Genomic DNA, 18919 nt, shown 5'->3' with positions numbered 1-18919 from the left:
ACTCCATAACGAAAGGACGTACTAGGTATAACTACTCGATATTTTTAGTTAATGCTACCACAACTGATCACTCGTTATTCATGAGAAAGAAAGGTTTTCGCCTTCACTATATCTTCCTCTATGGCATCCGTCATTTCGAATCCGCGCCTATTGTGATCTTGTCCAATGGGGTTCTTTTCAAATTGCTCATATTGATTTAACATCCTGTCATAGGTTGCGATCGCAATCTTTTCATACCTATTACTTTCATGTTCCTCAGCCATGTCAACGGAAAGGGAGATAATCCCTTGATATATTCTCCAATCAAATGGGTCCAATTCTAACGCATTCCGATATTGATATAATGCATCCCTTTTTTCATTCATTTTTTCTAGTAATACGCCGGATTGATAGATCACTTGCGAATTCATCGGTTCCAACGCCACCATTTGATATATCGCATTTTTTGTCTTCCTTTTGTCCTTTTGATTGGTTAATGTATCACTTAACATATACCAGTATTCTGTATCAAACCGATTATAACTTGTTGCCTCCTCCAAATACTGTTCACGTGCTATTAGATTATCAGTATTCATGGCTTTTTGATAAGAAAAATCTGCTTGCATAAAACGATAAGCAAAGGTTAAGGCAAATAACAGAATGACTGCATATATCCCTAATGTATAGAGCGGCCATTTTTTCAGTCGCTTTGGTGCAGCTAATGTTTTTAAACCCATGGCGATTAACCAGAAAATCATAAAAACAACAAATCCATATGCAAAATTAAAATCGATAAAGCTGTGAGCCAAAATCGTAGCTAAACTTAATAAAATTGCAATATAAATCGATCTATCATCAGCAAAGCGCATCGTTTGCCATATGCGCAGGATGAGATAAACTAAAATACTAATCGTGATTAAGAATCCGGGATAACCTATATCTATGATCATTTCGAGATATTCATTATGTATTTTCTTAGCTTGATAAGGCAATTGTTGATAATTACGATAGATAGATTCCCATGCTTCCCCCCTTGCCCTATCAAAGGGGCATCCAAACTCGCTTCCATTGCGTCTTCTACAATAAGCACTCTTTCTCTTGCCGTCGAACTATCACTAATACTTGCCATCCTTTCTTGCAGATTGGCAGGCAGTTGCTTATATATCAATCCTTGATTAGCTAGATCGAAACCAAACAGAACACCGAAAAATATGACGATTACAGGTAAAATACCTCGATGAAACTTTTTCAGTCCAACGTTTAAATCTAGTTGATAAATCCACCATATGACCAAAAAGGATAACAAAGACAGGACAACGCTGCTGATACCCGTTAGAAACATATTCCCTTTTTGTAACAGGATATATACCAACATTCCGCTCAACATGGTTATCATACTATATAGAATATACCGTAATTGATGATGAAACGAGAAACAACAAACTCCGATCAACCAGACAACCGGAAAAATAAGATACATACCTCTTGAATAGGATTCTAGAAAAGCTACGATAAAAGCAGTTAACGGAAAAGCGTAAAAAAATATTCCTCGCCCATTTTGCTTTTTATTAAGCAACATAACTAACCCAAACATATAGAAAGCAACCATAACCATGCCAAACGTATTCGGATATTGAAAGACACCAGCAAATCGATCTTTGATAAATGCTCCTGGATCATTTAACAATCCGAATTGATTAAGTAACATATGGAAAGCAATCAGAACACCAGTAGCATAATAAATATAAGGAGCAAGCTGTCTTATTTTAGGATGTTTGTTGATACTCCAATACAATAAATAGAAAAAACTAATATAAGTAGTCCAACGAAAGACCATGTTAAACGCACCTTCGGGATGCTTAGCTTGAATTAATGAGATGAGATAGCATATTGGAATAATTAAGATAAACATAAGATCATTCCAAGTAGTGAAATCCTGATCATACAACACCCTTAGCAACAACAAAAAGGAAAGCACGTAAATGAAAATATGTACCATATACAAATCCGAATCAAAATACAATCCCTGTTGTAAAGGAGAAAACATAAATAGTAACGAAAGCAAAACAAAGAAGAACCAACGCATCATAAACCTCCATCAATTGAATCAACGGGACAGTGAAAATGTCCCGTTATTCTAGAAAATCATATACTCGTTTTCGATAATATTGTTGTAGTCTTTTCGTTATTTTCCCTATCTGATTATGATCAATAGGTTGATGATCGATTTGTGTGATTGGTACTATTTCTAAAGGAGTTGCCGTAAGAAAACATTCATCAGCCTCTTGCAATTCCTCTACTGTTATTTCTCTTTCTTCAACAGGGATAGCTAATTCTTCAGCAAACATCAGAACTTTTTTCCTAGTGATACCACCAAGTATATAGTTATTGGTTGGATGTGTATGTATCACTCCATCTTTAATCATATAAAAATTAGAAGCACCACATTCCCGAACAATGCCATCGCGATGAAAAAGCGGTTCATGATAGCCATTGCGCTGTGCTTTTGTTCGTGCAAGCACATTACCTAGTAAATTCAATGACTTAATATCACAACGGAGCCAGCGTATATCCTCTTGCAATGTAACCTTTACCCCTTTTTCCCACATTTCTACTGGCTGATCAAAACAGTCAACCGTCGCATAGAAAATCGCATCTAATTCTTCCATATAGACATGATCTCGGGGCTGCATGCCTCTTGTTACTTGCAAATAGAGTTTGCCATCAGCCGTAAATTTATTTGTTTCGGTAAGTTGCTTTAATAATTGCTTTATTTCAGATCGGGAAAATGGTGCCCGAATTGCCAACTGTTCCATCGAATAAAACAAACGATCTAAGTGCCAATCCAAAGCATGAAGTTTTCCATCATATATTCGAATAACTTCATAAACACCGTCCCCAAATTGATAGCCACGGTCTTCAAAAGAAACCATTGCATTTTCTGCTTTACGCTCCACAATTTCATGGTTCCACAACATATAATCAGTCATTTTCATTACCCCCTTTGTTGTATTATTTTAACATATGAATACGTGGAAAAAGCGGAACGAAAACAAAAATTTGAAGTTCTTCTATATGAGGGGAGCATCATTGTTGAGACTTCTCCTGATATTTAAAAACCCGCCCAGACCTTATCACTAAATGCTAAGTTGATCTGCGACTCGTATAGAAGCCATTATGACTTATATAGAACGTATAACCATCGCTCCGGTTGCCCACTATCCTTTCCATGGGGTTTATCCTGTCCTTCAGCTAACTTTTTCAAGCAACAACCGCTCAAAAAAGTGGATCTTCAGTTCAAACGATTCCCACAGGAGTTGAAGTGGCGGCCTCCGCTGAATTATTTTCTACAACATTTATCAGAGCTAGTTAAATGCTTTCCTTTTCAAAAAGATGCGAGCTGCCATTCTGGCATTTCTCGCATCCTTTTTTGCTACACTTTTTTAATCTTTTAGCATGTAAATTAACGATCTAGTCTTTTTTCCGTTTATAAATTAGGATCCCTATCGCACACATAAGTAGAATTAGTCCGAAAAGAAGATAGTTATATGTGCTAGTTGCTGTGTCTGGTAATTCCGAGCGATCTACATCACCAGAATCCTCAGCTGATTCCTCACCTCTTTCAGGTTCTGAAGAATTCGACTCACCATTAGATCCATTTCCATCAGCATGATTCCCTTGATCTGTTTCGGTTGGCGGTTCTTCTTGATTGGTAATTCGTATTACTGTTGAAGCTAATGGAGCGAGTTTAATACTATCTTCACTAACAGATACTCCTTCTGGATCAGTAATAGTCGTTGTTCCTGCCTGAGCACGATCGACAATCACTTCACCTGCTGTAAGATCTTCTGCCAATGTAAGGTGTCGATCCTCACTATCTGCATTAACAAAAACATAATACGTTTCTTCCCCATTTGAATCATCGACACGGTATCCAATTACCAAGTCTTCCTCCGCTATTTCCGGAGCTTTGACCAGTGACACATTATCACGAACCTCTTCCATTGTCGCATGACGAAATGCATCTGTTGAACGACGCAATTCGATTAAACCTTTCGTATAAGCTACTGTTGTCGTCTCAATTGGATATGCTTTTCGATTTGTCGCCTTTTCCCATTCGAAATTATTGATCGCATCTGTCGAATCATAGGAATCATGAATAAAATACGGATATTCAAAAGGCTCACCATTTTCACTTGTTAAGAATGTTGATTTGTATGGCGGCTCTTCTACTTCTTTTTGGTAATCTTCATGTCGGAACTGTTTGGTGCGTCCATACTCCTGTCCAGCATGAATGAAAGGTGTCCCCTGTGAAGTTAAAACCATCAGATTCCCCAACCGAATACGACTATGGATCTCTTCGGCATGATCTTTCGGGTCTTTTTTTATCGATTGGGCAATGACATCATGTAAGGTTAAATTATCATGTGCTGCAATATAAGGCACAACATCCCCTGGATCATCAGCGATGAAATTAGCTGGATTTGCTGTTAGATTGTTAAAAATTGTTTGTATCTGTCGTGCTCCGCCAGTGAGAAAACGTGGTTGTCCTTCACTGCCAAAGCCAGATTTCAATTCATTACGGAATTCATCTGAGAAGGATGCCACACTATTGGTATCTTGCATCCAATCTTGATCAGCAGGTTGAACATCCGGGTAGCTTTCGTCTCCAGCAAACGTTCTCCAACCTTCCCCAATCATCAAAATATTCGGGTTAAGTGCTTGAGCTTCATCATATGCGATTTGAATACTCTCTGCATCATGATCCCCCATCATGTCGAAACGGAAGCCATCTACTTTAAATTCTTCCACCCAATAGCTGATCGAATCAACTAAAATTCGTCTAGTCATTTTATGGGTGGTACCTAAGCGGCCGCCACCAAAGCTTTCCCGCGGTGTTCCATCTGCATTCATAAAATGATAATAATTTGGTTCTAAATCTTCGAATATATGAACTTGTGCTGTATGGTTGTAAACGACATCTATTATAACTCCCATTCCACGGCTATGAATCTCGTCAATGAGCAGCTTGAATTCTTCTATTCTCTTTTCCGGGTCTGCCGGGTCTTCAGAATACATACCAGACAAAGAGAAATAGCTGTGCGGGTCATATCCCCAGTTATAGTTATTATTTTCTGAAGAATAGTCTAGTAGTCGTTGATCTTTATCTAATTCATTAGCAAAGTAATAATTCATGACAGGCAGGAGTTGAATATGAGTGACACCGAGTTCTTCGATATAATCCAGCTTTTCGACAAAGGAAGCAAATGTTCCGAACTTAGACTCTAGTTCTTCATCGATACTTGGATCGGAAGTAAAGTCACGGACATGGATTTCATAAATGATTGCATCTTCCCTTTTCTCATATCCTTCAATATCCGCATAGTCCAATTCTGGTCCGATAGCGCTCGGATCTACAATGGCAGCTTTACCAACACCACTATCCGAATCACTGCTATTCCATGCTGCCATGGACTTTGCATATGGGTCCAATGTTAAAACAGTTTCATCATCTCGTTCGATAGCAAAATGGTAATAGTAACCGATTAAGTTATCTAAATTTGTATTGTCTTGGTTTAACTCTACTTCCCATATTCCTTTTTCACCACGTGTCATCTCGATATCATCTTTTACAATTTGCTTCGGATCGTCTTTATCGTAAAGGACAACAGAGACTTGATCTGCACTTGGTGACCAAACTCTCAAACTCACATTGGTTTGATCATGAACTTCTAAGCCTAACTCACCATCATAACCATACATTTCATCCTTTAAGCGCCAGCCGATCGATGCAATGACACTATCGTTCTGATGTGTGATCGTAAAAGGTGCCTTTCCCAGATCAAAATCCCCGTTGACGGTCACAAGGTTGTCCTCTTCAGCAATATTGATCGACTCTACCGGTACCTCAGAATTCTCTATGTCTTTCACTTCTAAATTCTCAGCTAGAATTTCTTCTGATAACCCAGCTAAAGATGTAAATCTGAGTTCTATTTTTTGGTCTGACAATACCTCTGCATGTACCAATCCTTCTTCATTAACAAAGTAAGGATTCGTATAAACGGTATTGTCGCCTTTTCGGACAAATATCTGACTATGATCAGCCAAATCTTCAAACGTAAAATCTTCAGACTGCCAATCGGTTTCTTTATTTAAGAAAAGGAAGCTGATTTGACTCGGTTTCTCAATTAAGGGAAGATCTACATAAGATCCTTTCATTCCCATTCGTTGATCGGATAAAGAATGGGCACCATCCGGCCAATTATCTGTAGGTTGGGTAACATCTCCCCACGTCCAAAGCCCAAAATCCTGATAAGAATCTTCCTCCTGATAGAAATTCACACGAATCTCCCCTTGATTATCAAGTGGTTCATAATAAAAAACTTGATAATCCTCTGTAATCCAAACCTGGTTCATATCCGGTGAAAGAATGTCAACCATGATATCACCAGATAGATTGTCACCATTTGTATGATTAATGAGCATTCCTACTTGTTCTGCGTTCTCTTCTAATTCCACATCAACAAATCGACCATATTCTGTTTGATTTTCCCCTTCAAATGGAAAAGCTCCATTCGGCCATGTTCCTCTATCTTCTGATGTGGTTGCTACATCTTCCCAAACCCATAATCCTAAATCGTCAAAACTTTCGTTATTTCCCGGGAAATGGACACGTAAATGCCCCTCTGGTATTTCCTCTATTTCTGGCTGTCCGCTTGGTTCTTCCGCTGCTTCACCAGAAAGAATATTTCCATTGTTGACAGTTAGCAAAATCGTGCCGCCATCATCGATAGGAGGGATATCTACTGTAATCACAAATTCGCCTGCATTGTTTTCTGTCGTTTGATATGTTTTATCTTGATAATGATCTGTTATGGTTGTTGATGCTTGATCTACTTTTAGGGTTACGCTTTGTGATTTATCCGCAACATTTAAACCGACATAGATATTGTCACCTTGGTAAGCACGTTCAAAAACGAGGAATTGTTCCTGATCAGAACCCGTTACTTTCTGTCGTGTTCCTTTTGCAAAAATATCAGAATAATCCTCCCGGAAGGATAAAAGCGATTGATAGTGAGCTAATATTTGATTGCCTTCGACACTTTCCCAATTTAAATTATACCTATTGTCATATTCCGGCCAGTTATTCGCACCTGATTGACCTAATTCTTCACCATAATAGATAACTGGCTGTCCTTTTGCTGTCATCTGTAAAGATGCTGCAACCTTGAATTTCCCTTCGTCACCTCCAAGGTTGTATAAGAAGCCGTCTTCATCATGACTACCCAGAAATTGACCAAGCATCGCAGTGTTATCAATCGTTTGATTTCTTGCGATCAGTGTTTCGTTGGCACTTTCCAGATTACCATTAACAAAATCGGTAGCTGTTCCTTTGAATTCAAAGTCTAATAGGGAATCCATCATTCCGGAACGAAGATAACCTTGATCATCGTGTTGACCCGCTCCCCATGCTTCGCCAATCAGTTGAAAATCCGGCTTTTCCTTGGTTAATTCATTACGGAAATGCTGCCATGTTGTACCATCGACATGCTTCACCGTATCAACACGATAATAGGCTAATGAATTCCCGTTTGCTGTTGTAGATTTTGAAATCCAATTCTTTTGCCATTCGACAAGCTGTTCACGAACTTGCACTTCTTCTGTTTTGAAATCCGGTAATCCAGATAACTCCATTTTTTCATCACCGGAACCGGAACGATCACGTAACATTCCATCAAAACGAGCTCGGTCATCATCAGTTGGATAGCCAGGAGGCGCATTTGTTAACGATTCTTTTAAGCCATAACCAGGATGGTTTAATACAACATCTGCCATAATCTTCATATCTCGATCAGCAGCTGCGTCTATAAGTGCATGAAATTCTTCTATTGTTCCAAGATGTGGATTTAATTCCTCAAAGTTATTCGCCCAGTAACCGTGGTATCCGAAATAGGATCCTTCAGACGTATTATAATTCACATCATATCCAATATTTTCTACAATCGGTGTAATCCAAATGGTATTAACACCTAAATCCTCTAAGTAATCTAACTTATCCATAACTCCTTTAAAGTCGCCACCCTGATAGGTCCCACGATCATTATCATAACTGTCATAGTTTAAACCATAAGGGTCATTATTGGCTTGATTACCGTCATAAAAACGATCTGTTAACATAAAATAGATGACTGATTCATCCCAATCGAGATTACTTGTTGAAACATCTCGTTCATTAACTGTAGCAGTTACTTTTGTTTGATAAGCACCACCATCTTCGTCCACTACTGTTACTGGGATTATTTTTTCACCAGGTTCGACATCGTGCCGGACAGATAAAGTGACCTCGTTTAACGCTGGTGAAATCGTAAGACGTTCCTCACCACCTAAAGCTGTTGTATCTGCATAAATAGAGTCGATTTCTTTCTCTGAATGATTGGTTATGTCTAGCGAAAGCACCGCATGTTCATTATACGTAAAATCACGATTTACCGAGCCTTCTACGCTGATATCATGCTCCCCCTCACTTTCTTCCGGTTCCTCTTCCACCTCTTCTGTCGAGGCATAATAAGGATTAGTAAAATATCCTTCGACACCTTCTTTTAAGAAAATTTGACGATGATTGTCCAGATCATCAAAGCTCATATCGGTAGTCTGCTCACCCGAATCATTCCTTTTCACAAGCAGAAAGCCAATAGAACCAGGGTCTTCTATCAGTGGAATATCAACATATGCTCCATATGGTCCGATTTGTTGATCTAAAAAAGGCTGAGCATCCGTTGGCCATGTTTCCGACGCATCGATTACGTCCCCCCAAGTCCATACTCCCCATGGTTCATGGGAGTCTGCATCTGTAGCAAAATGAACCCTTAATACATTTTCTTCTAAATCTCCCGGCTCATAAAAGTACACTTGACCATCAGTTGTAAGCCATACCTCGTTCATTTGCTCGGATAGAATATCAATCGAGATATCATCTGTCAGGTTTTCACCTGCTCGGTTATTCACGACAAGTCCAATGTTGGCTGCATCTTGTTTGATTTCAACATCTACATACGCACCATATTCATCTGTTCCACCATCTGCAAACCAAGTCCCATTCGGCCATTCATTTGCCTTGTCTGATGGAGTTGTTACATCTCCCCATAACCAAACACCAATGTTGTTAAGTTCATAATCAGCATAATCATAATGAATACGCAAGTGACCATCCTCAATGGAGTCTGAATCATTTCCTTCTGCTTGAAGTGACTGACTCGGAGCAAATCCAGTAAATAAACTAAAAAACATAACTACCACCATCAAAAGCACTAACGGTTTTCTTGTTCTTTTACTAGCCAACCAATCATTCCTCCTCTTTTTTGTGCAATATCCGCGCAAAACTAATACATCTCTGCGAAAACGTTTGCGTAATTATTCCAAAAAAAATTGCACATAATTTTATTAAAGATAGTGCAATCGTTTTCTTTATAAGAATACAACACTAAAAATGAAAACGCAACCATTGATACTGAGATATAAATATAAAATCAAAAAACAGTTACATGAAACTGTCAGGGAAATGCATATATAAAATAATGCTAGGTTTCCCTGATAAACATTTATCGAAGCCAATGATTACAATTTTGATCTTTCTGACCTAATACAAAAAAGTTCCGATAATCGGAACTTTTTTTATCTGTCATTCACTTCACTAATCTATTTTTCACATTTTTCCATGATATGCAAGCACAAATAATAAAAAATACTTGTGGCTCAAATTCGTCCTATAACTCAGACTTTCAAAGTGATTTTACCAATATTTTTGTTCGCCTCCATATATTGATGAGCCTCAGCAGCTTCAGTAATTGGAAAAGTAATGTCGACTACTGGTCGGACTTTTCCCTGTTCAAAATAGGTGAATGCCTTGCTAATAAAATCTTTGCTTAGTTCTGCTTTATATTCGTCACTTCTTGGCGTCAGTAATGTCCCTGTTAATTGAATTCTTTTTGCCATTATATCCATCAGGCTCACCTGATTTACTGTACTACCGCCCAGTACACCAATCAATACCCATCTGCCATCGACAGCAATACTCTTGTAATTTTTCTCCCAATAGCTTGCTCCCACAAAATCAAGGATTACATCGACACCCTTTTGGTTAGTTGCTTGTAATACTTCCTCAGCAAAATCCTGTTCCTTATAATTAATCACTGTATCAGCACCTAATTTGTGGCAATAGTCCAATTTCTCTTTTGAACCTGCCGTTGTAATTATTTGAGCATTGGACATCACTTTAGCTAATTGAATGGCAGCTGTGCCTACTCCACTTGCTCCTGCATGAATCAAAACAGTTTCAGCTTCTTGTAAATTAGCGATCCAATATAAGGTTTGATAAGCTGTTAAAAATACTTCTGGAATTGCAGCTGCCTCTTCAAAACTTAAGGCATCAGGCATCTTCATAGCTCGGTCTGCTGGCATAGCTACTTTCTCAGCATATCCGCCACCATTCACTAATCCCATGACTCTGTCACCTTTTTTAAAATCTGGATGACCGTTAGATTCTGCAACTTCACCAGCTACCTCTACACCTATAATCGGATTATTAGCATAACCTAATCTGCCTTCACGATTTAAAATATCTGTTCGATTTACCGCTGTAGCTCGGACATCAATTAATAAGTCACCAGGTTCTAATGTCGGCTCAGGCATTTCTGCATAAATTAATTGTTCTGCTCCACCTGGTTTTTCTGCTATAATTCCTTTCATATTAATCCTCCTTGTAAAGGTTACTTTAAAAACGTTGAGCAGCTTACTCTACGCTTTTCGATATGCTCTTCGTTCTGCATATTCTACACATTTATAACAAACCGGGATTTTTTCATCCTTGTCATTGTAGTAAAAACTTGGTTTAACAGGCTTCTTCCCACAAACACCACAATTTTTCCTGCGAAATATTCGTGAAAGAAACTTCATATGACCGCTCCTTATTATCCAGTTTGTATCTTTACGAGATACATTATATATTATACCTCATCCACCTCACATCACTAAAGCAATGCGTTTTCTCGCTAACATTCATAAATCTCAATAGGTAACTGATCCGGATCTTGAAAAAAAGTGAAGCGTTTATTTGTGATTGGATCTACTCTTATTTTTTCTACTGGTATCCCCTTTTCTTCGAGAACTGCTGCAGTCTCTTCTACATCCTCCACCGAAAAAGCGAGATGTCTTAATCCACATGCCTCTGGAAAGCTAGGGCGCTCCGGTGGATCCGGAAAAGAAAAGAGCTCCATCACATATCTATCATGTAAAGCCAAATCTAGTTTATAAGAATTACGTTCTTCCCGATATACCTCTTTTATGATCGATAGTCCTAACTTATTAACATAGAAATCTTTCGAAACATGGTAATCAGAGCAGATTACCGCAATATGATGAATGTCTCTAAACATAACAACACGCTCCCTGTTAAAGTAAGTGATTTTATCGACGTTTTCTTAACAAACGAATCATTGATCCTATTGTACACAAAATATTCCTCACAATAACAGAGAAAACCTTTTAAATGGCAAAAATTGATGAAATCGTAAGCAAGCAAACGATTTGTTCTATAAAAAGAACATAAACAACTTAATTTTCTTTAAAAAGAACGTTTTTGAGGTTTTTCTTTATAGGTAAAATAGACTATACTTAATTAAGTTCTTTATAAAGAACGTAAAGCGCGAATTATTTTGAACCCGTTCTATATATAACATATCAATATGGATGTGATAACGATGAACAAATTCACCATTTATATTTTCGTTCTATTGCTAATTATACTACCAGGTCTTCCTACAGCGAATCATTATTCACAAGTTGAGGCGACCAAAGCATCCGTTTATGACTATCGATTAAACACTCATAAGTCAAACCAGATCGACAGTTTTACCAAACAATTATCAATAAAAAACAAATACATAGAGGATGGTTGGAGTTTAGTTTGGCAAGACGAATTTAATCAAAAACAGTTAGATCCAGATCTTTGGAACATCGAAAATTGGGCTGCTCAAAAAAACAATGAACTGCAATTTTATACACCAGATAATATCAAGGTTTCAGATGGCAAATTGCAACTTATCAGTAAAAAACAAAGATATAAGGGGCGATCATACACATCGGCAGCGATTCATTCCAAAGACAAATTCTATTTCCAATATGGGAAAGTAGAAATGCGAGCGAAACTACCAAGTGGACAAGGTATCTTCCCAGCTTTTTGGATGATGCCAAATATCGACAACACCTGGTTACCTGAGATCGATATTATGGAAATGCTGGGGCACAAGCCGAATGAAATTTGGATGGTACAACATTGGTTAAATGAAGATCAACAGCTAAAAAGTAACGCTGACCACTTTGTAGGTGATGATTATTCACAGGACTACCATACTTTTTCGATTGAATGGAAACCTGGCTCAATCACCTGGTTAATTGATGACAAAGAAAGATTTCAATCCACTCAATCGATCCCTCAAGAAGATATGTATTTATATCTGAACACTGCAATTGGTGGAGATTGGCCAGGTAGTCCTGATGATACAACGGTTTTCCCTCAAGTATTTGAAGTAGATTACATTAGAGTCTATCAACAAAAAGGAGCGAACCAGTAATGCTATTGAAAATTACCCTTGTTTTATTCTTATTCTATATCTTTTTTCAATTACTGTATATACTCTATCCACTATACGCCGTCAGCAAGAAACAGAAAGCTACTAGATTAAATCAAGAAAAAGGAATTACTGTTATTATACCAGCTTATAATGAAGAAAAAATTATCCTAAACTGTCTGGAAGGGATTGTGAATTTACAATATCACAATTATGAAATCATTTTTGTAAATGACGGGTCAAACGACAATACATTAGCAATCTTAAAAAAACATTTAGACCTCAGGCCAACATTTCAAAAATTACCAGCTGTCAAAATACCACATCAAGAGATTAAAGATATCTATCATTCCGAACTATTTCCAAAAATATATCTAATTGATAAAGTTAACGGTGGTAAAGCTGATGCATTAAACACAGGAACTGAATATGCCGCTAAGGAAATTGTAGTAACATTGGATGCCGATAGCATACTGGATCCAAATGCTCTAAATGCGATCAACACAACATTTGCAGATAAGGACATCATCGCTGCAGGTGGTATGGTTCAAATTAAACAAGGTTTTCTCGGCAGTATTTTAAAGCCTAAACCCACCTTTAAACTGAAAGGAATCATTCGTTATCAAATTGTTCAATATATGACCGCATTTTATTTACACAAATTAACGCAAGCAAAACTTAATTCTATTATAGTTATTGCTGGTGCTTTCGGGGCGTTTCGAAAACAAGCTTTATTTGATGTTAATGGATATCGCAAAACAGTTGGAGAAGATATGGATATTACACTAAAAATGCACAGGTTAATAAAGACAAATAAAAACTATCGAAATAGCAAATTAGCATTCATTCCCCATGCAATATGCTACACCGAATGTCCTGAATCCTTTAGTGAACTTTATAAGCAAAGAATTCGCTGGCAAAAAGCATTTGTTGATTGTGTCTTCTATTTTAAAAAATCATTTTTTCGTCAATTAGGATTTCGTCTATCCTTCTTTTTCATCTTTGAGTCATTACTATTAGGAACATTGAATGTATTTCCAATTATGTTAATACCCATTGCTCTTATTATAAACAGCAATCATTACATGGTAGCTGTGGCTCTGTTCTCGGTAACTATCTTTCTTTCCATCTATCAAAGTATCGTGACCATTATTGTCGGAGAGCGATTTGGAATAATTTATTCTAATAAACATTTAAAAAAATTAATTGTTTTTATTCCTTTCGAAACTATTACGTACCGTTTGATGGGCTTGCTGTTCGTTATAACGGGCACGTTTATGTATTTCAGAAACAAAAACAGCTGGCACGTTTCTAAACGGGTCGGTAATAGTCAACATTCAATTCCTATCGAAGTTAGACAAGACAAACATGCAATATAGGAGGGTGGCATATGATTCGTAAACATCTATTTAATATCATATTTACCGTGATTTTTTTAGGGCTGTTTTCACTTATTATTAATCTTTATTATGATGACGTCTCACGTGCGTTATATGAGAATGATATTTTTCCTGCAGATAAAGGGTTTGATATCCTGGAATGTCAAAATTGGCGAAATGAAATGCGACAATTCCATGTTTCAGATGAAGATAAAGCAAAGCAAGTCACTGTATTAATGTATCACCGCGTGATCGAAGAAGATCAAATTGATGATATTCACCTTGAAACAAATGGTGATTTAGTCTCTACAGTAATGCTGAAATCTGAATTTGATATGCAAATGCAATTGTTAAAGAATGAGGGATTTACAACACTTACCTTAAAGGAATTAGAAGCATTTATTGAAGGAAAAATAGATGTGCCCAAACACAGCATTGTCCTGACTTTTGATGACGGTTTTAAGGACAATGCTCTGGAAGTGGCTCCAATTCTTCGTGAACATGGCTTTACAGGAGTCAGCTTTGTTATTACCGGGGTAGTCAATTTGTATGATGCAAAATATGAACCTGGTAAGTACCAATATCTCAGTGTTGAAGATATACAAAATACATGTGATGTATTTGAATTCGAAAGCCATACTTATAATTTTCATAAAAGAATGGACGATCACACCGCTTATTTAATCGGAAAACCGGATGAGTTGGTACGCAAAGATTTAGAAACAAGTATCATTAACCTCGATGGCAACACACAAGCATTTGCCTCACCTTACGGAGCATTTGATGAAAACAACATTCAGTTATTCCAAAAGCTAGGATTCAACATGGCTTTCACCGTCGTTCCTGAAACTGTCCGACCAGGCACAGACATCTATCAAATTCCGAGAAAAGAAGTTTATCCTCATGAAACCATCATAGACTTCAAAGAAAAAATTGGATTACAGGACGGAGATACTTAATTGTAGTCCCGTCCTTTTCCCCTTCTACTCACGCCATAATTGCTCAAGAAGGATAACAAGTGCTGTCCCTACTAGGAGACCATTACTCATAATGTTCTGTATAAGTAGTGGAAATTCTGAGAACACCTCTGATGGTAGAAACATAGTCCCCATTCCAATCAGATAAGCAACTCCTAAGATTGTCATTCTTCTATTATCCAATGGCTGGATCGTGACATTGCGTATCGCCAAGCCAACAAGCTGGACAAAAGATGCCATTAACGCTGCATTTGCAATAGGTGCCGGAATCGCCGAGATAAAAGCAACAATAGGCGGGAAAAAGGCAAACAATATTAACAAAAAGGATGCATAGATAAACGGTGCTTTTCGTTTTTGCCCTGTTAAGCCAATAAACCCAGCAGAAGTAGACAACGGCACATTAGCAATCGAAGAGAAAACGCCTGATAAGCCGTGATTGATACCAAAAACTGCTGTCCCATGATTAATTTCCTTACGGCGGTCCTTCCCTTCATTTCCCAATACTTGATCAACCGCAACTACCGATGCAATCATATTCGAAAGTAATATCACTGCGATTAACAATGCAATCGGAATCACGCTAATATTAAAACTTGGCATACCAAAAGCGAACACGTCTGGCAATGCAAACAGCTGTACATCCCCAATAACAGGTGCTTCCCCTTCGACAAGAATAAAAATGATCCATCCAATCAATATCCCAATGAACATCGAATAATTTTTCAACCATCCTTTAGCAAAAAAGGATAAACCCAAAACTACTAAAAAGATAAACGTAGCAATCAATGCTTCTTTCACTTGAATATTGCTCGATTCACCTTGCAAACCTAGCATTCCTTCCAAAAAGGTGCCACTTAACTGCACTGTTAACAGGAAGAAAAAAGTTCCTGTAACAAGTGGTGTAAAGATAGGTAAAATGAATTGAGAAATTTTAAAAATACCAAATATAAACAAAAATATGCCAGTTAATATCATCGTTGTTTGTAATAACTGAAGCGTTCCATCAAGTGATCTACCATTTTGCAAGCCGGTAGCGGCCATTACCGAGAAAATACTAATCCAAATCCCAGCAGGTCCTTCCATAATCGGCATTTTATGTCCAATGATACTTTGCAGAAAAGATGCAAGTCCTACTACAAAAAAAGTCCGTTGCATCAGTCCAGCTATTTCAGCAAAACTCATTTCAAATATCCCACCTATTACAATTGGTAAAGCAACTGAACTTGCTAGAAGAAAGATAAACCACTGGATTGTTTCCATTGACGTTTTAACTATTTTTTGTGTATTCAAGATAAACGCTCCTACTCTATCTATTTCGCTTCACATATCATATCACGGGTGTGATTTTTTAACAAAATGCTGATATGGTGAACGAAACTTCCATTTAAAATCCAAAAAATTTAAATTTTCAGAAAAACATTGGCAGTTATTTTGATCTTCTGTATAGTTTGACTTAACTTTATATACGAAAAATTTTCTTATCCAGATAGGTGGAGGGACTGGTACGGCGAAGAGGAATAGAAGGCAAATACAAGAATACATTAGAAATCAGCTTAAAGAACATTATTCGAAGAGTATGATCCACTTACAGGTCAACAAAAAAAGAAATAAGAGATTCTCTAGAATCAGTGAGTGAGTGTGGTGCAAGAGGGAGAACCGTTCGGTGGGGCTTTAAGGCCGAGGCGGCAACAAAGAGTTTCAGCCGCAGAGCAAACCACCAGTTCACACTGGTGGTTTTGATTTATGCACCTAGATAAAATGGCTCTATACAAAATGTGGTTCAGTTTGAACTGATGGAAGTTGCTAAAGAAGCAAAAAATACACTCATACTCCCTCTTCTGTTACTCTATAATCGCGACAAAATAGACGAAGGAGAGGGATATGAGTGCAAAACTATCTTATCATAGATTTTTTAGAAATCAAAGATAGGCACGTAGATGTTTGGCATATTGAAAAAACGGAGAAAGGTTATGAAAACCACCTTTATACTAATGGATGCGGGACCAAACCGCATTTCATACTTACACAGCTTTTATTACACACTCCCACAGATTTTTCAAACTATGTATAATTTCTTCTACTGTTTTTATATAATATACCTATTTATCATTTTTCGAGAAGACAATTAACTACACTTGTAATAAATTCTGCCGGTGTAAACTTTATTTAGCAAGAGGGTATATCTCTAATATTCTTTGAAAACTTGTCGGAAATGGACTCTTTTTATTCCCAAAAGCTAGTACGTCTGAGAGCATTTCATTTTCACGATTATTAAGAACTAAAATAAATTTTCTATTACCATCATTATCATAGAAATTATCTATGATATTCTCCCCAAAATCCACAAAGTTATTTTTATCTTTTTTTAATTCTTTATTCTCTTCTAGTATTTCCGTATTACCAAATTCATCTAATAATATTATATCAACAATAGTATCGTAAGGAACTGCATCGAACCTTAGTGCCCTTATTTTTTCTTTTGATAAAATTGCCCCATTTTTATTTATGAGTTCCAACTCTTCTTTATCTTGATTTACCCAGACTGGTGTGGGATATTTCATCTCTTCGCCATCCGTTAAATTAAATGAATGTTTGCTTATTTCTTCATCTTCTCTATTACTATTTTCACCTTCCATATAATAGCGATTTGCAGCTATATTTATTCCGTTATAAAAATCAGGATCAGTATTCATCTCAAAAGGAAAAAAGGTCAGTTCATTCATGTCATTTTTATTTACATTAATTTCAATTTGAATACTGACTGAAGTTTTAGCTGGAATTTCATAAAAAATACCCTTGCTCCATCTTTCTAAACTTATTGGTTTAATTTTCACATTTTTATTTCCTTGTAAAAATAGAGACCTAATTTGCATACTTTCATTTGTATTATTCTCAAATTTTAATTTACCAGATAATGTAGAGTTATCACTATCTAACTTTACAAACTTAAATGTTTCATTTTCATTTCTTAACTTTATGACCTCTAAGTGATTCTCATCAAATATAAAACCCTTATAGGATCTATAGGAAGAATTATTACGTGTATGACTATTGCTTGATTTAGTTAAATCCATTCGATTCAATACCTCTACACTCTTATCTCCTTCATTCAACTCTACTATATCATCTTTATTATTCAAACTATCAATATCTGTGCGTGATGGAGTACATCCAACAATTCCAACCACAAATATAATAATCATTATAAAATATAAAGGCTTTTTATATTTCATAAAGATAACCTCCATATATTCTTAAATCAAAGCAATCCAAATTCATAACATATATGAAATGATTCAACAAGACTTATAATGTAATAATTATAATAAATACGAGGTGCCCAAAATAGACACCTCGTATTTATAATTTAAGTTTTCTCATTTAGGTTAAGCATAAACTATTATATCATCTAGTTCGACTTAACCAGCATTCCAAGTTCTGAGTTCGTAAATTCCTGTGTGATCACTCGCAGTATGTATACCGATAGCTTCATAAACTTGGTCATGTGATGTCTCTGTTGATACAGAAGATTCAGCCTTTCCAAACATGTAGGATTTATCTGTGGATCCATCTATAGGTGACATGCCCGGAATTCGCATACTTACAGTGGCACTTAAACTAACTAGAGCAGACTTACGCGTAGTTGTAGCAGTAGCAGTTATTTCATTTGAAGATCTAGACAATGATACTTTACCAGTAGCTAAAGTTTTAAAGGCTTGAGTAGAAATTTCTCCGGGTTCATCCTCTCTTGAACTTATAATACCTTCTTCGACTTTTGGTGAATTTCCGTTGTCAAAATCTTCCCAAGCACTATCAACATCTACTTCTAAATTTTGTGATGTTTCACTATCGCTAGCATATACAGAATTACCCACTAACAATCCTAACAACATTAGCACAAATAAAGTACTTAACCTAGTTGTTTATGGCATACTAAAAATGTAGCAATTGGCATTTA

12 protein-coding genes and 1 pseudogene are annotated in these 18919 nt (G+C 36.8%); 4 read left to right on the top strand and 9 right to left on the bottom strand.

Going from position 1 to position 18919, the window contains the following annotated elements:
- Positions 1 to 74 precede the first annotated feature (74 nt).
- The 6 genes from GH715_RS15710 to gloA2 form a co-directional block, all read right to left on the bottom strand.
- Positions 75 to 971: a hypothetical protein gene (locus GH715_RS15710; protein ID WP_163578709.1), complete on the bottom strand. Its 897-nt coding sequence runs from the start codon at positions 969 to 971 to the stop codon at positions 75 to 77.
- Complete coding sequence (locus GH715_RS15705) at positions 926 to 2065, bottom strand: hypothetical protein (RefSeq protein ID WP_153836182.1); 1140 nt, start codon at positions 2063 to 2065, stop codon at positions 926 to 928. The genes GH715_RS15710 and GH715_RS15705 overlap by 46 nt, the downstream gene beginning before the upstream one ends.
- A gap of 46 nt (positions 2066 to 2111) precedes the next feature.
- Positions 2112 to 2969, bottom strand: a complete 858-nt coding sequence (gene dat / locus GH715_RS15700; protein ID WP_153836181.1) for a D-amino-acid transaminase — start codon at positions 2967 to 2969, stop codon at positions 2112 to 2114.
- Positions 2970 to 3450: 481 nt separating this feature from the next.
- The gene (locus tag GH715_RS15695; RefSeq protein WP_228760325.1) at positions 3451 to 9318 is read right to left on the bottom strand and encodes a pullulanase; all 5868 of its coding nucleotides are present in this window, start codon (positions 9316 to 9318) and stop codon (positions 3451 to 3453) included.
- A gap of 432 nt (positions 9319 to 9750) precedes the next feature.
- Positions 9751 to 10725, bottom strand: coding sequence for an NAD(P)H-quinone oxidoreductase (locus GH715_RS15690; RefSeq protein WP_153836180.1), 975 nt, complete (start codon positions 10723 to 10725; stop codon positions 9751 to 9753).
- Positions 10726 to 11027: 302 nt separating this feature from the next.
- Entirely contained in the window at positions 11028 to 11411 is a 384-nt protein-coding gene (gloA2, locus tag GH715_RS15685) for an SMU1112c/YaeR family gloxylase I-like metalloprotein (RefSeq protein ID WP_153836179.1), read from the bottom strand.
- A 324-nt stretch (positions 11412 to 11735) separates the two neighbouring features.
- On the opposite strand from gloA2, the gene GH715_RS15680 reads away from it, so the two are divergent.
- Genes GH715_RS15680 through GH715_RS15670 form a run of 3 tightly spaced genes read left to right on the top strand, consistent with a single transcriptional unit; the run spans position 11736 to position 14943 of the window.
- Positions 11736 to 12608 carry a glycoside hydrolase family 16 protein gene (locus GH715_RS15680; RefSeq protein WP_153836178.1) on the top strand — a complete coding sequence of 291 codons (873 nt, stop codon included), beginning with the start codon at positions 11736 to 11738 and terminating at the stop codon, positions 12606 to 12608.
- A complete protein-coding gene (locus GH715_RS15675; RefSeq protein ID WP_153836177.1) occupies positions 12608 to 13984 on the top strand; it encodes a glycosyltransferase family 2 protein in 1377 nt (458 codons plus the stop codon). The genes GH715_RS15680 and GH715_RS15675 overlap by 1 nt, the downstream gene beginning before the upstream one ends.
- An 11-nt stretch (positions 13985 to 13995) precedes the next feature.
- On the top strand, positions 13996 to 14943 hold the full coding sequence (locus tag GH715_RS15670; RefSeq protein WP_153836176.1) for a polysaccharide deacetylase family protein: 948 nt from the start codon (positions 13996 to 13998) through the stop codon (positions 14941 to 14943).
- A 24-nt stretch (positions 14944 to 14967) separates the two neighbouring features.
- Here the strand turns inward: GH715_RS15670 and GH715_RS15665 are convergent, their stop codons facing one another.
- Complete coding sequence (locus GH715_RS15665) at positions 14968 to 16251, bottom strand: purine/pyrimidine permease (RefSeq protein WP_153836175.1); 1284 nt, start codon at positions 16249 to 16251, stop codon at positions 14968 to 14970.
- Positions 16252 to 16465: 214 nt separating this feature from the next.
- Here GH715_RS15665 and GH715_RS21965 point away from each other — a divergent pair.
- A pseudogene (locus GH715_RS21965) lies at positions 16466 to 16572 on the top strand (IS200/IS605 family transposase); the annotation flags it as partial.
- 551 nt (positions 16573 to 17123) lie between these two features.
- Here GH715_RS21965 and GH715_RS15660 read toward each other — a convergent pair.
- Both GH715_RS15660 and GH715_RS15655 read right to left on the bottom strand, forming a co-directional pair.
- On the bottom strand, positions 17124 to 18194 hold the full coding sequence (locus GH715_RS15660; protein WP_153836174.1) for a hypothetical protein: 1071 nt from the start codon (positions 18192 to 18194) through the stop codon (positions 17124 to 17126).
- Between the two features lie 186 nt (positions 18195 to 18380).
- Positions 18381 to 18854 carry a hypothetical protein gene (locus tag GH715_RS15655; protein ID WP_163578708.1) on the bottom strand — a complete coding sequence of 158 codons (474 nt, stop codon included), beginning with the start codon at positions 18852 to 18854 and terminating at the stop codon, positions 18381 to 18383.
- Positions 18855 to 18919 lie beyond the last annotated feature (65 nt).

The sequence above is a fragment of the Gracilibacillus thailandensis genome (assembly GCF_010994055.1).
GTDB classification, from domain to species: Bacteria; Bacillota; Bacilli; order Bacillales; family Amphibacillaceae; genus Gracilibacillus; species Gracilibacillus lacisalsi.
This window is presented reverse-complemented; position numbering and strand designations above follow the sequence as displayed.

Bases quoted from the DNA above. Each gene is read 5' to 3' on its own strand.
- GH715_RS15705 (WP_153836182.1), bottom strand. From the start codon at position 2,065: ATGCGTTGGTTCTTCTTTGTTTTGCTTTCGTTACTATTTATGTTTTCT.
- dat (WP_153836181.1), bottom strand. From the start codon at position 2,969: ATGACTGATTATATGTTGTGGAACCATGAAATTGTGGAGCGTAAAGCA.
- GH715_RS15690 (WP_153836180.1), bottom strand. From the start codon at position 10,725: ATGAAAGGAATTATAGCAGAAAAACCAGGTGGAGCAGAACAATTAATT.
- gloA2 (WP_153836179.1), bottom strand. From the start codon at position 11,411: ATGTTTAGAGACATTCATCATATTGCGGTAATCTGCTCTGATTACCAT.
- GH715_RS15680 (WP_153836178.1), top strand. From the start codon at position 11,736: ATGAACAAATTCACCATTTATATTTTCGTTCTATTGCTAATTATACTA.
- GH715_RS15675 (WP_153836177.1), top strand. From the start codon at position 12,608: ATGCTATTGAAAATTACCCTTGTTTTATTCTTATTCTATATCTTTTTT.
- GH715_RS15670 (WP_153836176.1), top strand. From the start codon at position 13,996: ATGATTCGTAAACATCTATTTAATATCATATTTACCGTGATTTTTTTA.
- GH715_RS15660 (WP_153836174.1), bottom strand. From the start codon at position 18,194: ATGAAATATAAAAAGCCTTTATATTTTATAATGATTATTATATTTGTG.
- GH715_RS15655 (WP_163578708.1), bottom strand. From the start codon at position 18,854: ATGTTGTTAGGATTGTTAGTGGGTAATTCTGTATATGCTAGCGATAGT.